We start from the raw sequence: 15,875 nt of genomic DNA on the forward strand, positions 1-15,875 counted from the left end.
GTCGGTCACTGCTCCGTCACCGCCAGCCAGTAGAAGTCGCGGGACCCGAGCGTGAAGGTGGTGGTCCCGTCCGCGCCGACGCCCGGGAACGCGGCCCCGCCGAACACGTCACGCAGTCCGGCGCCGGCGAGCGGTGCGGGCAGGTGGAGGGTCGTGGCCCGGGCGGTCGCGGCGAGGTTCGCCACGACCAGCAGCGTCTCGGTGGACGTGCGACGCAGGAACGCCAGCACCGCGTCGTTGTCGCCCTGCACCACCTCGAACGTCCCGAGACCGAGGGCGGGGTGCTGCCGCCGCACGGCGAGCATGCCCCGGACCCAGTGCAGCAGCGACGTCGTCTGCGCGAGCTGGGCCTCGACGTTCACGTTGTTGTAGTGGTGGACGAGCGACTGGATGACCGGCAGGTACAGCTTGCCGGGGTCGGCCGTCGAGAAGCCGGAGTTGCGGTCGGGTGTCCACTGCATCGGCGTGCGCACCGCGTCGCGGTCGGGCAGCCAGATGTTGTCGCCCATGCCGATCTCGTCGCCGTAGTACAGGCACGGGCTGCCCGGCAGGGACAGCAGCAGCGCGTGGGCGAGCTCGATCTCCTTGCGGGAGTCGTCGAGCAGCGGCGCCAGCCGGCGGCGGATGCCGATGTTGGCGCGCATCCGGGAGTCCGGGGCGTACCAGCCGTACATGGACGCGCGCTCCTCGGTGGACACCATCTCGAGCGTGAGCTCGTCGTGGTTGCGCAGGAACGTGCTCCACTGGCCGCCGCCCGGGATCGCCGGGGTGTCGGCCAGGATGTCGACGACGGGCGTCGCCCGCTGGTCCCGCATCGAGTAGAAGATGCGGGGCATCACGGGGAAGTGGAAGCACATGTGGCACTCCGGCTCCTCCTCGGTGCCGAAGTAGTGCACCACGTCCTCGGGCCACTGGTTCGCCTCGGCGAGCATGATCCGGCCGGGGAACTCACGGTCGATCATCGACCGCAGGTCCCGCAGGAACCGGTGCGTCTCGGGCAGGTTCTCGCAGTTCGTGCCGTCTCGCTCGTACAGGTACGGGACCGCGTCGAGCCGGAACCCGTCGACGCCGAGTCGCAGCCAGAACCGCGCGACGTCGTGCATGGCCTCGACGACGCGCGGGTTGTCGAAGTTCAGGTCGGGCTGGTGGCTGAAGAACCGGTGCCAGAAGTACTGCCGGCGCACCGGGTCGAACGTCCAGTTGGACGTCTCGGTGTCGACGAAGATGATCCGCGCGTCCTGGTACCGCGTCGGGTCGTCCGACCACACGTAGAAGTCGCCGTACGGGCCGTCCGGGTCGGACCGCGAGGCCTGGAACCACGGGTGCTGGTCGGACGAGTGGTTCATCACGAGGTCGACGATCACGCGCATGCCCCGCTCGTGCGCCGCCGCGACCAGGTCCGTGAAGTCCTCGACCGAGCCGTACTGCGGGGCGACCGCGGTGTAGTCCGACACGTCGTACCCGCCGTCGCGCAGCGGCGAGGGGTAGAACGGCGGCAGCCACAGGCAGTCGACGCCGAGCCACTGCAGGTAGTCGAGCCGCTGGGCGAGGCCGCGCAGGTCACCGCTGCCCGTGCCGTCGGAGTCGGAGAACGACCGGATCATCACCTCGTAGAAGACCGCGGTCCGGTACCACTCGGGATCCGGGCTCAGGCCGCCGCCCTCCGCCGGCGGTACGGCGGGCTGGCGCCGCGGGGGCAGCGCGGTGACCGCGATCTGCCCGGTGGGCGGCGCGTGACCGGCAGGCGGGCCGGTGGTCGCGGACCCGGGGGCGGCGGCCGCCGCGGGGACGGCCCCGGGGGGCCCCGTCGGGCTCACACCCGCTCCACCCGGACGACGTGCGCCACCCGGCTGAACGGGTCGAGCCTGACCCACGGGTGCGCGTCCCAGGCGTAGACCTCCTGCGACAGCACGTCGTGGGCGACGAAGCGCGCGTCCGGCTCGAGGCCGAGGGCGGCCAGGTCGAGGTCCACCACGCCGTCGTGCGCGGACCGCGGGTCGAGGTTCACGACGACGAGGACGGTGTCGGCCGCCCCCGTCGGCGACAGCTCCGCCGGCAGGTGCCGGGAGAACGCGACGAGCGCGGGGTCCGACGTCGGGTGCACCGTGAGGTTGCGCAGCTGGAGCAGCGCGGGGTGCGCCCGACGGATCGCGTTGAGGGACCGCAGCAGGCGCGCGATGCCGAGCGGCTCGGCCGCGGCCCAGTCGCGGGGCTTGAACTCGTACTTCTCGTTGTCGATCTGCTCCTCGACGCCGGGGCGCGGCACGTCCTCGACCAGCTCGTAGCCGGAGTAGATGCCCCAGGTGGGGGAGCCGAGCGCCGCGAGGACCGCCCGCACGGCGAACCCGGCCGCGCCGCCGGTCTGCATGTAGGGCGTGAGGATGTCGTGGGTGGTGGGCCAGAACGACGGCCGCATCCACGAGCCCTGCTCGCCGGAGACCTCCGCGAGGTACTCGGCGACCTCCTCCTTGGTGTTCCGCCAGGTGAAGTACGTGTACGACTGGTGGAACCCGACGCGGGCGAGGTTGAGCATCATCGCGGGCCGCGTGAACGCCTCCGACAGGAACACGACCTCGGGGTGCGACGCCCGCACGTCCGCGAGGATCCGCTGCCAGAACGACAACGGCTTGGTGTGCGGGTTGTCGACGCGGAACGCCGTGACGCCGTGGTCGATCCAGACCTGCAGCACCCGCCGGATCTCGGTGTAGATGCCCTCCGGGTCGTTGTCGAAGTTCAGGGGGTAGATGTCCTGGTACTTCTTCGGCGGGTTCTCGGCGTACGCGATGGTCCCGTCGATGCGGGTGGTGAACCACTCCGGGTGCTCGGCGACCCACGGGTGGTCGGGGGAGCACTGCAGCGCGAGGTCGAGCGCGACCTCCATCCCGAGCCCCCGGGCGCGGGCGACGAACGCGTCGAAGTCGTCGAACGTGCCGAGCGAGGGCTCGATCGCGTCGTGCCCGCCGTCGGGGGACCCGATCGCGTACGGCGACCCCGGGTCGCCCGGGCGGGCGTCGAGGGTGTTGTTGCGCCCCTTGCGGTGCGTCGTGCCGATCGGGTGGACCGGCGTCAGGTACACGACGTCGAAGCCCAGGTCGGCGATGCGCGGCAGGTCCTCCGCGGCGGTGCGCAGCGTCCCCGTGCTCCACGTCCCGGTCACCTCGTCGTACGTCGCGCCGATCGAGCGCGGGAAGATCTCGTACCACGCGCCGGCCAGCGCGAGAGGGCGGTCGACGACGAGCGGGTACGTCGGGGAGGGGCTGACGAGCTCGCGCAGCGGGTGGGCGGCGAGCGCGGCGCGGACCTCCTGCGCGGTGCCCGCGGCGAGCCGGGCCTCCGCCGGACGGGACGCGTCCCGCAGGGCGGTCACGGCGTCCCGCAGCAGCGCCACGTCGTCCGTGGGGATCGCGGCGCCCGCGTCGCCGGACGCCCGGGACGCCGCGCGCTCCAGCAGCCGCGCGCCCTCCTCGAGCACCAGCTCGACGTCCACGCCGGCGCCGACCTTCAGCGGCGCGTCGTGCAGCCACGTGCCGTACGGGTCCGACCAGCCCTCGACCCGGAACCCCCAGGCGCCCGGCTCGTCCGGGACGAGGCGGGCCTCGTAGCGGTCCAGGCCCGGGGCGATGTCGACCATGGTCGCCCGCGCGCGGTCCCGCCCGTCGGGCCCGACGAGCACGGCGGTCGCGGCGCAGGCGTCGTGGCCCTCGCGGAACACCGTGGCGCGGACCGGGACGGCCTCGCCGACGACGGCCTTCGCCGGCCAGCGCCCGGCCTCCGCGACGGGGGACACGTCGACCACGGGGATCCGTCCCACGGGCGCGTGCACAGGGTCGGTGGTCGCGACCGGGGCGGCAGGCGCGGCGGGTGCCGCCGCGGTGGTGGCGGTCGCCGGGGCGGCGTGCGCCCCGGTCCCCGGCTGCTCGGCGGGCACCAGCTCGGCCTGGGCGGGGGTCTGGCGTGCGCGGGTGCGGCGCGGCGCGGGCCGGCGCGGCGGGGGAGTCGACGTCACGGTTCCGAACCTATCCACTGGGGTGCCTGCCCGGCATCCGGACGGCGCGACGTGCCGCGATCCGCATCTGGTGGGACCGAGGTGCTGTTCCGACGGCCCCGCCCCTGCGTACGCTCGTGGACCGTGAGAGCCATCCGCCGATTCACCGTCCGCACGTCGCTGCCCGCCGAGCTCGCCGACCTGGACGAGCTCGCGCACAACCTGCGCTGGTCCTGGCACGCGCCGACCCGCGACCTGTTCGCCCGCATCGACCCGGCGCTCTGGGACGAGGTGCACGGGGACCCCGTCGCCCTGCTCGGCGCGCTGCGTCCCGAGCGGCTCGCGGAGCTCGCCGCCGACCCGGACGTGGTGGCGGCCGTCCGCGCCGCGACCGCGGACCTGCACGAGTACCTCGAGGCGCCGCGCTGGTACCAGCGTCGCCAGGTCTCCGACCCGTCGCTGCCCGCGGCCATCGCCTACTTCTCGCCGGAGTTCGGCATCACCGCCGTGCTGCCGCAGTACTCCGGAGGCCTCGGCATCCTCGCGGGCGACCACCTCAAGAGCGCGTCCGACCTGGGTGTGCCGGTCGTCGGCGTCGGCCTCCTCTACGGGGCGGGCTACTTCAAGCAGGCGCTGACGCGCGACGGCTGGCAGGTGGAGACCTACCCGCTGCTCGACCCCGACGGCATGCCGTTGACGCTGGTGCGGGAGCACGACGGGACGCCCGCCGTGGTGTCGATCCCCCTGCCCGGGGACCGCGTGCTGCACGCGCACGTCTGGACGGCGACCGTCGGCCGCGTGCCGCTGCTCCTGCTCGACTCGGACGTGCCGGAGAACGACGAGGCCGCCCGCAAGGTCACCGACCGCCTGTACGGCGGCGGCGGCGAGCACCGCCTGCAGCAGGAGCTGCTGCTGGGCGTCGGCGGCGTCCGCGCGCTGCGGCTGTGGTCGCGGCTGACCGGAGCGCCGGAGCCGGAGGTCTACCACACCAACGAGGGGCACGCCGGGTTCCTCGGCGTCGAGCGGATCCGGGAGCTGGTCGGGGGGGCCGGCCTGGGGTTCGACGAGGCGCTGGAGGCGGTGCGGGCCGCCACGGTGTTCACGACGCACACCCCCGTGCCCGCCGGCATCGACCGGTTCCAGGCGTCGCTCGTGGAGCAGTACTTCGGCGGGTCGAACGCCACGGCGGGCGTCCCGGTGGAGCGGGTGCTCGCGCTGGGGGCCGAGGACTACCCGGGCGGCGACCCGCTGATGTTCAACATGGCCGTCATGGGCCTGCGGCTGGGGGGCCGGGCCAACGGCGTCTCGCTGCTGCACGGCGAGGTGTCGCGCGGCATGTTCAACGGCCTGTGGCCGGGCTTCGACGACGTCGAGGTGCCGATCACCTCGGTGACCAACGGCGTCCACGCGCCCACGTGGGTGGACCGCCGGCTGTCGGACCTCGCGGCCGAGCGCCTCACGGGCGACGAGATCGCCTCCGGGACCGGCTGGCTCACCGACGCGATCGGCGACGCCGAGCTCTGGGAGCTGCGCCGCACGCTGCGGGCCTCGTTGGTGGCGGACGCCCGGCGTCGGGTGCGCGGCTCGTGGGCCCGCCGCGGGGCGTCGCCGGCCGAGCTGGGCTGGGTGGACGACGTGCTGTCGCCCGACGTGCTGACGATCGGGTTCGCACGCCGGGTGCCGACGTACAAGCGCCTCACGCTCATGCTCCGGGACCCGGAGCGGCTGCGCGCGCTGCTCACCCACCCCGACCGCCCCGTCCAGCTCGTCATCGCCGGCAAGTCCCACCCCGCGGACGACCAGGGCAAGCGGCTGATCCAGCAGCTCGTCCGGTTCGCCGACGAGGCCGACGTCCGCCACCGCATCGTGTTCCTGCCGAACTACGACATCGCGATGGCGCAGACGCTGTACCCGGGCTGCGACGTCTGGCTGAACAACCCGCTGCGCCCGCTCGAGGCGTGCGGCACGTCCGGCATGAAGGCGGCGCTGAACGGCGGCCTCAACCTGTCCATCCTCGACGGGTGGTGGGACGAGTGGTTCGACGGCGAGAACGGCTGGGCGATCCCGACGGCGGACGGCGTCGAGGACCCCGACCGCCGCGACGACCTGGAGGCCGCGGCCCTGTACGAGCTCATCGAGCACCAGGTGGCACCGCGGTTCTACGACCGCGACGAGCGCGGGCTGCCGCTGCGCTGGCTGGAGATGGTCCGGCACACGCTCGCGACGCTCGGCCCGAAGGTCCAGGCGACACGCATGGTCGCGGACTACGTCGAGCGGCTCTACGCGCCGGCGGCGTCCGCCGGGCGCGCGCTCGCGGGTGACGCCGGGTTCACCGGGGCCCGCGAGCTGGCCGCCTGGAAGGGGCGTGTGCGGTCCGGCTGGCAGCACGTCCGCGTCGACCACGTCGAGTCCGGCGGCGTCGGCGAGGTGCCGCAGGTCGGCGACGCCCTGCACGTCAAGGCGTACGTCGCGCTCGGCGACCTCGCGCCCGAGGACGTGGAGGTGCAGGTCGTGCACGGCAAGGTCACGGAGTCGGACGAGCTCCACGGCTTCACGGTCGACCCGCTCGCACTCGCGGAGACGTACGAGGGCGGGCGGTACGCCTTCGCGGGTGACGTGCTGCTCGCCGCGTCCGGCCCGTTCGGGTACAGCGTCCGGGTGGTCCCGCGGCACCCGGGCCTGGCGTCCGTCGCCGAGGTCGGCCTGGTCGCGAACGCCGGCTGACCTCGCCCGACCGCACGCCAGGAGGAGCCCCGCCCCCACGACCGGGCGGGGCTCCTCCTGGCGTGTCAGGCCACGTAGACCCGCAGGCTGAGCGGCTCGACCACCACGCGCGTCCCCGACTCGAGGTGCAGCGCACCGTCGACGGCGGCGGTCCGGGCCTCGTCGGGGTGCTCCCAGGTGGAGTCCCAGGCCAGCTCCCACAGCGTGGGCCGGTCGTCGGCCAGCACCACGTCGACAGGGTCGAGCGAGCCGTTGACCACCACGAGCACCGTGTCGTCAGCCGTCGCCCGCAGCATCTGCAGCGTGCGCAGGTCGCCGTCGTGCCACCGCTCGTGGGTGAACACCACCCCGGACGGGTCGAACCACGTGAGGTCCGGCCGGGTGCCGGACCCCGCGCGCCCCGTGAAGAACCGGGTGCTGCGCAGCGCCGGGTGCGCGTGGCGCAGCGCCGTGAGGTGGCGCGTGGTCGCCAGCAGGTCGCGTCGCCAGGGGGCGAGGTCCCACGACACCCACGACACGTCCGAGTCCTGGCAGTACGCGTTGTTGTTGCCGCGCTGCGTCCGGCCCATCTCGTCGCCCGCCGTGATCATCGGCGTCCCGGCGGCGAGCAGCAGCGTGGCCAGCAGGTTGCGCAGCGAGCGCCGGCGCAGCGGCACGATGTCGGAGGCCACGGAGTCGGGACCCACGCGGCCCTCGACCCCGTGGTTCCACGACCGGTTGTCGTCCGAGCCGTCGCGGTTCTGCTCGCCGTTCGCCTCGTTGTGCTTGTGCTCGTAGGCGACGAGGTCGGCGAGCGTGAACCCGTCGTGGGCGGTCACGTAGTTCACGGAGGCCTGCGGCCCGCGCACGAGCGGCGGGTCGGTGTGCCCGAAGAGGTCCACGGACCCCGCGAGCCGGGTGGCGAGGTCCCGCACCCGGTGCTCCGGCAGGCCGTGCGCGGCGCGCGCCGGGTCCGCGAGCCAGAACGAGCGCACGGAGTTGCGGAACTTGTCGTTCCACTCGGCGAACGGCGGCGGGAACTGCCCGGTGCGCCAGCCCCCCGGCCCGACGTCCCACGGCTCGGCGATCAGCTTCAGGCCGTGCAGCACCGGGTCCGTCGCCGCCGCGACCAGGAACGGGTGGTCCGGGTCGAAGCCGCCGTGCCCGCGCCCCAGGGTGACGGCCAGGTCGAACCGGAAGCCGTCGACGCCGACCTCCAGCGCCCAGTACCGCAGCGAGTCGAGCGCGAGCCGGATGACCTCCGGACGGCGGAAGTCCAGCGTGTTGCCGGTGCCCGTCACGTCCGCGAGCGCCGCCGGGTGGCCGCCGTCGTGCAGGTAGTAGACGGCGGAGTCCAGGCCGCGCAGCGACAGGTGCTGGCCGGTGAGCCCGCCCTCGCAGGTGTGGTTGCACACGACGTCGAGCAGCACCTCGATGCCCGCCTCGTGCAGGGCGTGCACCGCGCCGCGCAGCTCGTCGAGCACCGCAGCGGGCCCCGCTGCTCGTGCCGCCGCGGTGGCGTAGGGGGCGTGCGGGGCGAAGAAGCCCAGCGTGCTGTACCCCCAGTAGTTCGTCAGCCCCTTGCCGACGAGGTGCGGCTCGGAGGAGGACGCGTGCACCGGCAGCAGCTCCAGCGCGGTGACACCGAGAGCCCGTAGGTGCCCGACGACCGCCGGGTGCCCGAGCGCGGCGTACGTCCCGCGCAGGTGCGGCGGCAGGTCCGGGTGCCGCAGCGTCAGCCCGCGGACGTGCGCCTCGTAGACGACGGTGTCGCCCCACGGCGTGTACGGGCGGTTGGCGGTCGGGTCGACGCCGTCCCCCGCGCCGCGGTGGCCCGGCCGCCGGTCCACCACCACGCCGTGCGGGACCTGGGCCACGGAGTCGCGCGGGTCGGCGGGGCCGTAGGGGTCACCTCGCAGGGCGTCGTCCACCACGTGGCCGTACGTCGCCGGCCCGTGACCGACCTCCCCGGCCAGCCCGGTCGCGTACGGGTCCACCAGCAGCTTCGCCGGGTTGTACCGCAGCCCCGCCTCCGGGTCCCACGGGCCGTGCGCGCGCAGGCCGTAGCGCTGGCCGGCGCGCAGACCGGGCACCCGGGCCGAGAAGACGCCCAGGTCGGGGCCCGCCAGGGGGACGCGCCGCTCCGCCCACCCCGTCGGCGCGGACGGGTCGGGGTCGAGGAGGCAGAGCTCCACCGCCTCGGCGTGGGGCGCGAGCACCGCCACGTCGGCGCCGTCGTCCGTGACGTGGACGCCGAGGCGCGGCGGCGGGCCGGCGGACGGGCGGTCGGAGGAGTGCACCACGCCTCCATTGTGGCGTGCCGGTGCCCCCCGACCTGCGCAGCGGCCGGGTGAGGTGGTCGCCCGGACGTCGTCGTCGCCGGCCGCGCCCCGCGCCGCAGCCGGCCCGGGACGGGTAACGTTCCGGAGGTGAGAATCGTGGTGTGCGTCAAGCACGTGCCCGACATCCAGTCCGAGCGCGCCCTCGGCCCCGACGGCCGGCTCGTGCGCGACGGCGGCGACGGCACGCTGAACGAGCTCGACGAGAACGCGGTCGAGGCCGCCGTCGTCCTGGCGGAGCAGGCCCGCGACGCCGGCGTGGACGTCGAGGTGGTCGTGGTGACGGCCGGCCCGGACGACGCCGAGGACGCCGTGCGGCGGGGTCTCCAGCTCGGGGCGGACGCCGCGGTGCACGTGCTCGACGACGCGGTCGCGGGGTCGGACGTGATCGGCACCGCGAGGGTGCTGGCCGCGGCCGTCCGCCACCTGGGGGAGGCCGACCTCGTCGTCACCGGCATGGCCGGCCTCGACGGGCTCACCTCGCTGGTGCCGGCGGCGTTGGCGGACCTGCTGGACCTCCCGCAGCTCACGCTCGCCTCGTCGGTGGCGCTCGCGGACGGCACCGTCACCGTGCGCCGGGACCTGGACCACGCCACGGAGGTGCTCGAGGCGCCCCTGCCGGCGCTGGTGTCCGTCACCGACCGGGCGAACGAGCCGCGCTACCCGAACTTCCAGGCGATCATGGCCGCCCGCAAGAAGCCGGTCACGGTGCTGACGCTCGCCGACCTGGGGGTCGACGCCGCGACGGTCGGTGTCGCGGGCGCCCGCACGGAGGTCGTCGAGGCCGCGCCCCGGCCGCCCCGCACGGACCGCGTGCTGGTGACCGACGACGGCGAGGCGGGCCGGCGGCTCGCCGCCTGGCTGCTGGAACGCGACCTGGTCCGCACGACGCCCGCGACGGGGGAGGTCCTCTGATGGCCACGGTGCTGGTCCTGCTCGACCACGCGGACACGGGTGCGCTGCGCGGCAGCGTGCTCGAGCTCGCGACGGCCGCCCGGGGTCTCGCCGGCCCGGACGGGGCCGTGCACGGCGTGTGGGTCGGCGACGAGCCGCTCGACCCCGCGCTGCCCGTGCTGGGCAGGCACGGGGTCTCGGTCGTGCACGCGGTCACGACCGGCGACGCGGACCCGCTGCTCACGCCCGTGCTCGCCGAGGCCGTCGTGGACGTCGTCCGCGCGACCGGGGCCACGGTGCTGCTCGCGCTGTCGACGTTCGAGAACAAGGAGGCCGCCGCCCGCGTCGCGATCGCGACCGGCGCCGGGGTCGTGACGGACGCCGCGTCGGTGGAGCGTGACGCCGCGGGGCGCGTCGTCGCGGCGAAGACCGTCCTGGCCGGCACGTGGACGACACGCTGCGCGGTGCTCACCGACGCGGCCGTCGTGCTGCTCAAGGCAGGCGCGGTCGTCTCCTCGCACGTCGAGCACGATGCGCCGCATGCGCCGGAGGTCCGCCCCCGCACCGTGGCGGTGACCGCCCGCGCCACCCGCGTGCGCGTCGTGGAGCGCACCCCGCAGGCGCCCTCCGACCGTCCCGACCTGTCCTCGGCGGACGTCGTGGTCGTGGGCGGGCGCGGGACGGGCGGCGACTTCGGTCCGCTGGAGGCGCTGGCGGACGAGGTCGGTGCAGCCGTCGGCGCCACGCGCGTCGCGACGGACGAGGGCTGGATCGGGCACGAGGCGCAGATCGGGCAGACCGGCGTCACGGTCTCCCCGCGGCTCTACCTCGGCCTCGGGGTGTCCGGCGCCGTCCACCACCGCGGCGGCATGCAGGCGTCGGGCACGATCGTCGCCGTCAACGAGGACCCGGAGGCGCCCATCTTCGAGATCGCCGACTACGGCGTCGTCGGCGACCTGTTCCAGGTGGTGCCGCAGCTCACCGAGGAGCTGCGGAGGCTCCGCCGGGGCTGAGCGCGGGCCGGACGGCGACGTCGGCCGGGTGCTACGCCATCGCCCGCAGCCACTCCACGGCCGCGCGGGCCTGCGCGCCCTGGAACCGGCGCAGGTTCGGGATGCCGAGCGGGGCCGGCTGCAGCGCCGAGTGCGCGAAGTAGCCGGACAGCCCGGCCACCACGGCACGCAGCCGGTCCCGGTCCACCCGCGCCGCCACGGGCCGGGACCAGAAGATCTCCTGGGGCGACCCGCCGCCCTGCATCGCGACGCTCGGGAGCATGAACGCCAGGTCCAGCCACGGCGCGCCGGTGCCGGCGTGCGGCCAGTCGATGAGAGCGACGCGGCCGCCGTCGTGGTCGTGGTCAACGAGGACGTTGTCGGCGCGCAGGTCGCCGTGCACCAGGGCGTCCCCGGCGCACGCCGCCAGGGCGTCCCGCTCCCACGCGACGAGCAGGTCCAGGTGCCCGAGCAGCCACGGCCCCGCGTCGCCGGCCGTCGCGACCAGCCGGTCCAGCTCGTCGGCGGGGCGCGCGGCGATCCGCTCCCAGCCCGTGAAGTCGCCCGCCAGCATCTCGGCGGTGGGGCGCAGCTCGTGGCCGGGCAGCGGCTCGCACTCCGCCAGCGTGTCGAGCGCCCGCAGCACGACCTCGAGCTCGTCGGGCCGCCACGGCAGCAGCGGCGGTCGTCCCGCCGCGACCTCGAAGCCCAGCAGCACCCACTCGCCGTCGTCGCCGGACCACAGCAGCCGCGGGGCGGGGACGTGCGCCGGCAGGGCGGCGGCGGCCCGCACCTCCGCCCGCGCCAGCTCCGGGGACTCGGGGTTCTGCTCGGGCGAGACCGCCTTGACGAACACCCCCCGGCCGTCGGCCAGCTCGAGCACCGCGGCGAACCCCGGGCTGAAGCCGGTGGTGGCGCTGGTCTCAGCCGTGACCTGGGCGCCGGCGAGCTCCTGGATGCGGCTGCGGACCCCCCGCGGGAGGTCGCGCCAGTCCAGGCGCTGGCCGCTGAAGGCCAGCGGAGGCATCGTCGCGTCGTGACTCACGCGCACATCCTGCCAAAGTGGTTCGTAGACTCGTGCGGGTGAGCGCGTATCTGGACCACGCGGCCACGACGCCCGTGCTCCCGGAGGCGGCCGCCGTCCTGGTCGAGCACCTGTCCCGCACCGGGAACCCGTCGTCGCTGCACGCTGCGGGGCGGGCGGCGCGCCGGGTCGTCGAGGAGTCCCGCGAGCGCCTCGCCGCGGCGCTCGGCGCCCGCCCGAGCGAGGTGCTGCTGACCGGTGGGGGCACCGAGGCGGACAACCTGGCCGTCAAGGGGGTGTTCTGGGCGCGCACCGCGCAGGACCCCACCCGTCGGCGGGTGCTGGTGTCGGCTGTGGAGCACCACGCGGTGCTCGACCCCGCGTTCTGGCTCGCCGAGCACGCGGGTGCCGAGATCGTGCTGCTGCCGGTGGACGACGAGGGCCGCGTGCGGCTCGACGCGCTGCGCGACGAGCTCGCCGAGCACGGCGACGCGACCGCGCTGGTCTCCGTGATGTGGGCGAACAACGAGGTCGGGACGTTGCAGCCGGTCGCCGAGGTCGTCGCGCTGGCGCACGCCCACGGCGTCCCCGTGCACGCTGACGCGGTGCAGGCGGTCGGCCAGGTGCCGGTGGACTTCGCGGCGTCCGGTCTCGACGCCATGACGGTCTCGGGTCACAAGGTCGGGGGCCCCGTCGGTGTCGGTGCCCTGCTCGCGCGCCGCGAGCTCGGTCTGGTGCCGGTGCTGCACGGCGGGGGGCAGGAGCGCGGCGTGCGGTCCGGGTCGCTCGACGTCCCTGCGATCGCCGCGTTCGCTGTCGCCGTGGACCGCGCGGTGGCCGCTCGCGCCGCGACCGCCGAGCACCTGGGTGCGCTGCGCGACGCGCTCGTCGCGGGCGTGCGCGCGGCCGTGCCCGGCGCGGTGCTGCGCGGTCCCGCCGACGCCGCCGGGCGGCTGCCCGCGAACGCGCACTTCACCTTCCCGGGCTGCGAGGGGGACTCGCTGCTCTACCTGCTCGACAGCGCCGGCGTCGAGTGCTCCACCGGTTCGGCGTGCCAGGCGGGGGTGCCGCAGCCGAGCCACGTCCTGCTCGCGATGGGCCTGGAGGAGGGCGACGCCCGCGGGGCCCTGCGGTTCAGCCTCGGGTGGCCGTCGACCCGGGACGACGTGGACGCGCTGCTGGCGGCGCTGCCGGGTGCGGTCGAGCGGGCGCAGGCCGCGGGCCTCGCGGGCCGGTCGCGGGCGGGGGTCGCCTGATGCGCGTGCTCGCCGCGCTCTCCGGCGGCGTGGACTCGGCGGTGGCCGCCGCGCGCGCGGTCGACGCCGGCCACGAGGTCGTCGGCGTCCACATGGCGCTCTCCCGCGACCGCGCGCAGATGCGCAGCGGGTCGCGCGGCTGCTGCTCGATCGAGGACGCGGGCGACGCCCGGCGCGCCGCCGACGTCCTGGGCATCCCGTACTACGTGTGGGACCTGTCCGAGAGGTTCGAGGACACGGTCGTGGCGGACTTCCTCGCCGAGTACGAGGCCGGGCGGACGCCGAACCCGTGCGTGCGGTGCAACGAGCACATCAAGTTCGACGCGCTGCTCGACAAGGCGCTCGCGCTCGGCTTCGACGCGGTCTGCACCGGGCACTACGCGCGCGCGGAGCGCGACGACCACGGGGCGCCGGTGCTGCGGCGCGCGGTCGACCGGGCGAAGGACCAGTCGTACGTGCTGGCCGTCATGGGGCCGCAGCGCCTGTCCCGCGCGCTGTTCCCGCTCGGGGACGCACCGTCGAAGGACGCGGTGCGCGCCGAGGCGGCCGCGCGCGGCCTGGGGGTGTCGGCCAAGCCCGACTCGTACGACATCTGCTTCGTCGCGGACGGCGACACCCAGGGGTTCCTGCGCTCCCGGCTCGGGTCGCGCCCCGGGGAGGTCGTCGACGTGGACGGCGCGGTGCTCGGGCAGCACGACGGGGCGTACGGGTACACGGTCGGTCAGCGCAAGGGCCTGCGGCTCGGGCGGCCCGCCCCGGACGGCCGGCCCCGGTACGTCCTGGCGATCGAGCCGGTGAGCAACCGCGTGGTCGTCGGCGGGGCCGAGGACCTGTCCGTGGCCGCGCTCGACGCGGTCGACGCGGTCTGGTTCGGCGACGCCCCCGCGGGGTGGACGGCGTGCACGCTGCAGGTGCGGGCGCACGGCGAGGGCGTGCCCGCGCGGGTGCGGGCGGTGGACGGGGGCGCGCAGGTGCAGGTCGACGGGCGGCTGCGCGGTGTCGCGCCCGGGCAGTCCGCGGTGCTCTACGGCGGCGGGGACGACGACCGCGTGCTCGGGCAGGCAACCGTCGACCGGGCGCACCGGGCGCACCGGGCGGTCCCGGAGCGCGCAGTCCCGGGCCGCGCGGTCCCGGCCGGGGGACGCGGGTGACGGCGGTCAGCGGCACCGGCCCGTGGCCCGGCACCGACCCCCTCGAGGCGCAGCAGACCGTGCTCGGCGACCTCGCGGACCTGCCCGACGGAGTCACGGGCCTGCCGTGGACCGTGCGGCTCGCCGAGCGGGGACCTGTCGGCACGGCGGCGGCGCAGGCGCTCGGGCTGCTGGTCGAGCTGCCCGCCGAGCTCGGGCCGCACGGCTGGAAGCTCGCCGACCGCCCCGGGGCCGACGCCACCCGGCTCGCCGCCGCCCGCCGTGAGGACCTCGACGCGCTCGCGGTCGCCGCCCACGGCTGGTCCGGCTCGCTGGTCGTCCCCGTGTGCGGTCCGCTCACGCTGGCGGCCTCGGTCTACCTCGCGCGCGGCGACCGGGCCGTCGGCGACCAGGGTGCCGTCGCCGAGATCGCCGAGTCGCTCGCCGCCGGCACGGCCGAGCACCTGGCGGCGATCATGCGCGCCGTCCCCGGGGCGCGGCCCACGGTGCTGCTGCACGAGCCGTTGCTCGCCCCCGTGGTCGCCGGCGTCTTCCCGTCGTTCTCCGGGTACGCCCGGCTGCGTGCCGTGCCCGCGCCGGTGGTCTCCGAGCGGCTGTCGCGTGTCGTGGGCGTCCTGCGGGCGGCCGGTGCCGAGCGCGTCGTCCTGCACGTCGGGCCCGGTGCCGCCGTGGTGGGCGCTGCGCGCGGCACAGGGGCGGACGCCCTCGGGGTCGAGACGTCCGCGCTCGACGAGCACGCCTGGGAGAGGGTCGCCGAAGCCGTCGAGGCCGGCACCGCCCTGTGGGCCGGGGTGCCGCAGCCCGCGACGTCGCAGTGCGCCGGGCCCGACGTGCGCGGGGTCGCGGACGCCGTGCTGCGCGGATGGGAGCGTGTCGGCCTCGACCGCGCGGGGTTGCGCGACGTCGTGCTGCTCGCCCCGGCCGGGCCGTCCGTGCCGGGCGGTGCGGCCGTCGACCCCGCGGCCGCGCGGGCGACGCTCGCCGCCGTGGCACGCGCCGCCACCGTCGTGGCCGAGCGGGCCGAGTCGTGAGGCGGCGCGCGGGCACGGCGAGGGCAGCACTCCTCGCCGGCGGTGCGGCGCTGGCGGTCGTGGGCCTCGTCGTGCTGCTCGTGCAGGGGATCGGGCTCCTCACCGGGACGCTGCGGACGGGGCTGGCGGACGAGGGGTCGTGCGTCGCGGCGGCCACCGCAGGTGAGGAGGGCGCCGAGATCACGACGTCGCTGCTGCCGCCGCGCTCGGTGTGCACCTGGACGGTCGGCGGCAGCCCGCACGAGACGGTGCTGGCGGAGGGCTCGGCCCCCGCGGTGACGGCGGCGGTCGTGGCGGCGGCGGTGGGTGTGACGCTGGTGCTCGGGACGGCCGGCGTGGCGCTGGTGCGCCGGCGACGGGACGTGCCGCCACCGGTGTGACCCTCCTCGGCATGCGTGCTCCCGTCGGAGGCTCCGGACGTGGACGGTGGTGCCCGCGCGTCGTCGTGGTGGTCCACGGAGACCTCCGATCCCTCGCGGGTGCCTCCGACGGGAGGGCGG

General features: G+C 75.7%; 11 protein-coding genes. 7 read left to right on the top strand and 4 right to left on the bottom strand.

What is annotated here, in order from left to right:
* Window positions 1–5: 5 nt before the first annotated feature.
* Both treS and K5O09_RS05075 read right to left on the bottom strand, forming a co-directional pair.
* Complete coding sequence (gene treS / locus K5O09_RS05070) at window positions 6–1,715, bottom strand: maltose alpha-D-glucosyltransferase (RefSeq protein ID WP_222172604.1); 1,710 nt, start codon at window positions 1,713–1,715, stop codon at window positions 6–8.
* Window positions 1,716–1,813: 98 nt separating this feature from the next.
* The gene (locus tag K5O09_RS05075) at window positions 1,814–3,928 is read right to left on the bottom strand and encodes an alpha-1,4-glucan--maltose-1-phosphate maltosyltransferase (protein ID WP_222172605.1); all 2,115 of its coding nucleotides are present in this window, start codon (window positions 3,926–3,928) and stop codon (window positions 1,814–1,816) included.
* Between the two features lie 201 nt (window positions 3,929–4,129).
* Between K5O09_RS05075 and glgP the strand changes: the two genes are divergently transcribed.
* Window positions 4,130–6,709 carry an alpha-glucan family phosphorylase gene (gene glgP / locus K5O09_RS05080; RefSeq protein ID WP_222171724.1) on the top strand — a complete coding sequence of 860 codons (2,580 nt, stop codon included), beginning with the start codon at window positions 4,130–4,132 and terminating at the stop codon, window positions 6,707–6,709.
* A 65-nt stretch (window positions 6,710–6,774) separates the two neighbouring features.
* Here the strand turns inward: glgP and glgX are convergent, their stop codons facing one another.
* On the bottom strand, window positions 6,775–8,991 hold the full coding sequence (gene glgX, locus K5O09_RS05085) for a glycogen debranching protein GlgX (protein ID WP_222171725.1): 2,217 nt from the start codon (window positions 8,989–8,991) through the stop codon (window positions 6,775–6,777).
* Window positions 8,992–9,117: 126 nt separating this feature from the next.
* Here glgX and K5O09_RS05090 point away from each other — a divergent pair, with 126 nt between their 5' ends.
* Together K5O09_RS05090 and K5O09_RS05095 are read left to right on the top strand one after the other, a co-directional pair.
* Window positions 9,118–9,942 carry an electron transfer flavoprotein subunit beta/FixA family protein gene (locus K5O09_RS05090; RefSeq protein ID WP_222171726.1) on the top strand — a complete coding sequence of 275 codons (825 nt, stop codon included), beginning with the start codon at window positions 9,118–9,120 and terminating at the stop codon, window positions 9,940–9,942.
* Window positions 9,942–10,934 carry an electron transfer flavoprotein subunit alpha/FixB family protein gene (locus tag K5O09_RS05095; RefSeq protein ID WP_222171727.1) on the top strand — a complete coding sequence of 331 codons (993 nt, stop codon included), beginning with the start codon at window positions 9,942–9,944 and terminating at the stop codon, window positions 10,932–10,934. Before K5O09_RS05090 ends, K5O09_RS05095 begins: the two co-directional genes overlap by 1 nt.
* 31 nt (window positions 10,935–10,965) lie before the next feature.
* Here K5O09_RS05095 and K5O09_RS05100 read toward each other — a convergent pair whose 3' ends face one another.
* Window positions 10,966–11,958 (bottom strand): phosphotransferase family protein, encoded by a 993-nt coding sequence (locus K5O09_RS05100; protein WP_255596139.1) that lies wholly within the window; start codon window positions 11,956–11,958, stop codon window positions 10,966–10,968.
* Window positions 11,959–11,996: 38 nt separating this feature from the next.
* Between K5O09_RS05100 and K5O09_RS05105 the strand changes: the two genes are divergently transcribed.
* From K5O09_RS05105 to K5O09_RS05120, 4 genes are read left to right on the top strand one after another with little or no spacing between them, the layout of a single operon-like run.
* Window positions 11,997–13,193 (top strand): cysteine desulfurase family protein, encoded by a 1,197-nt coding sequence (locus K5O09_RS05105; RefSeq protein ID WP_222171728.1) that lies wholly within the window; start codon window positions 11,997–11,999, stop codon window positions 13,191–13,193.
* Window positions 13,193–14,344 carry a tRNA 2-thiouridine(34) synthase MnmA gene (gene mnmA, locus K5O09_RS05110; protein ID WP_222171729.1) on the top strand — a complete coding sequence of 384 codons (1,152 nt, stop codon included), beginning with the start codon at window positions 13,193–13,195 and terminating at the stop codon, window positions 14,342–14,344. Before K5O09_RS05105 ends, mnmA begins: the two co-directional genes overlap by 1 nt.
* Window positions 14,341–15,375 (top strand): hypothetical protein, encoded by a 1,035-nt coding sequence (locus K5O09_RS05115; RefSeq protein WP_222171730.1) that lies wholly within the window; start codon window positions 14,341–14,343, stop codon window positions 15,373–15,375. Before mnmA ends, K5O09_RS05115 begins: the two co-directional genes overlap by 4 nt.
* The gene (locus K5O09_RS05120) at window positions 15,372–15,755 is read left to right on the top strand and encodes a hypothetical protein (RefSeq protein ID WP_222171731.1); all 384 of its coding nucleotides are present in this window, start codon (window positions 15,372–15,374) and stop codon (window positions 15,753–15,755) included. Before K5O09_RS05115 ends, K5O09_RS05120 begins: the two co-directional genes overlap by 4 nt.
* Window positions 15,756–15,875: the final 120 nt, after the last annotated feature.

The sequence above is a fragment of the Cellulomonas sp. C5510 genome, from assembly GCF_019797765.1.
In the GTDB taxonomy this organism is placed as follows: Bacteria; Actinomycetota; Actinomycetes; order Actinomycetales; family Cellulomonadaceae; genus Cellulomonas.

Coding starts and splice junctions, on each gene's coding strand:
- K5O09_RS05095 (WP_222171727.1), top strand. CDS start 9,942: ATGGCCACGGTGCTGGTCCTGCTCGACCACGCGGACACGGGTGCGCTG.
- mnmA (WP_222171729.1), top strand. CDS start 13,193: ATGCGCGTGCTCGCCGCGCTCTCCGGCGGCGTGGACTCGGCGGTGGCC.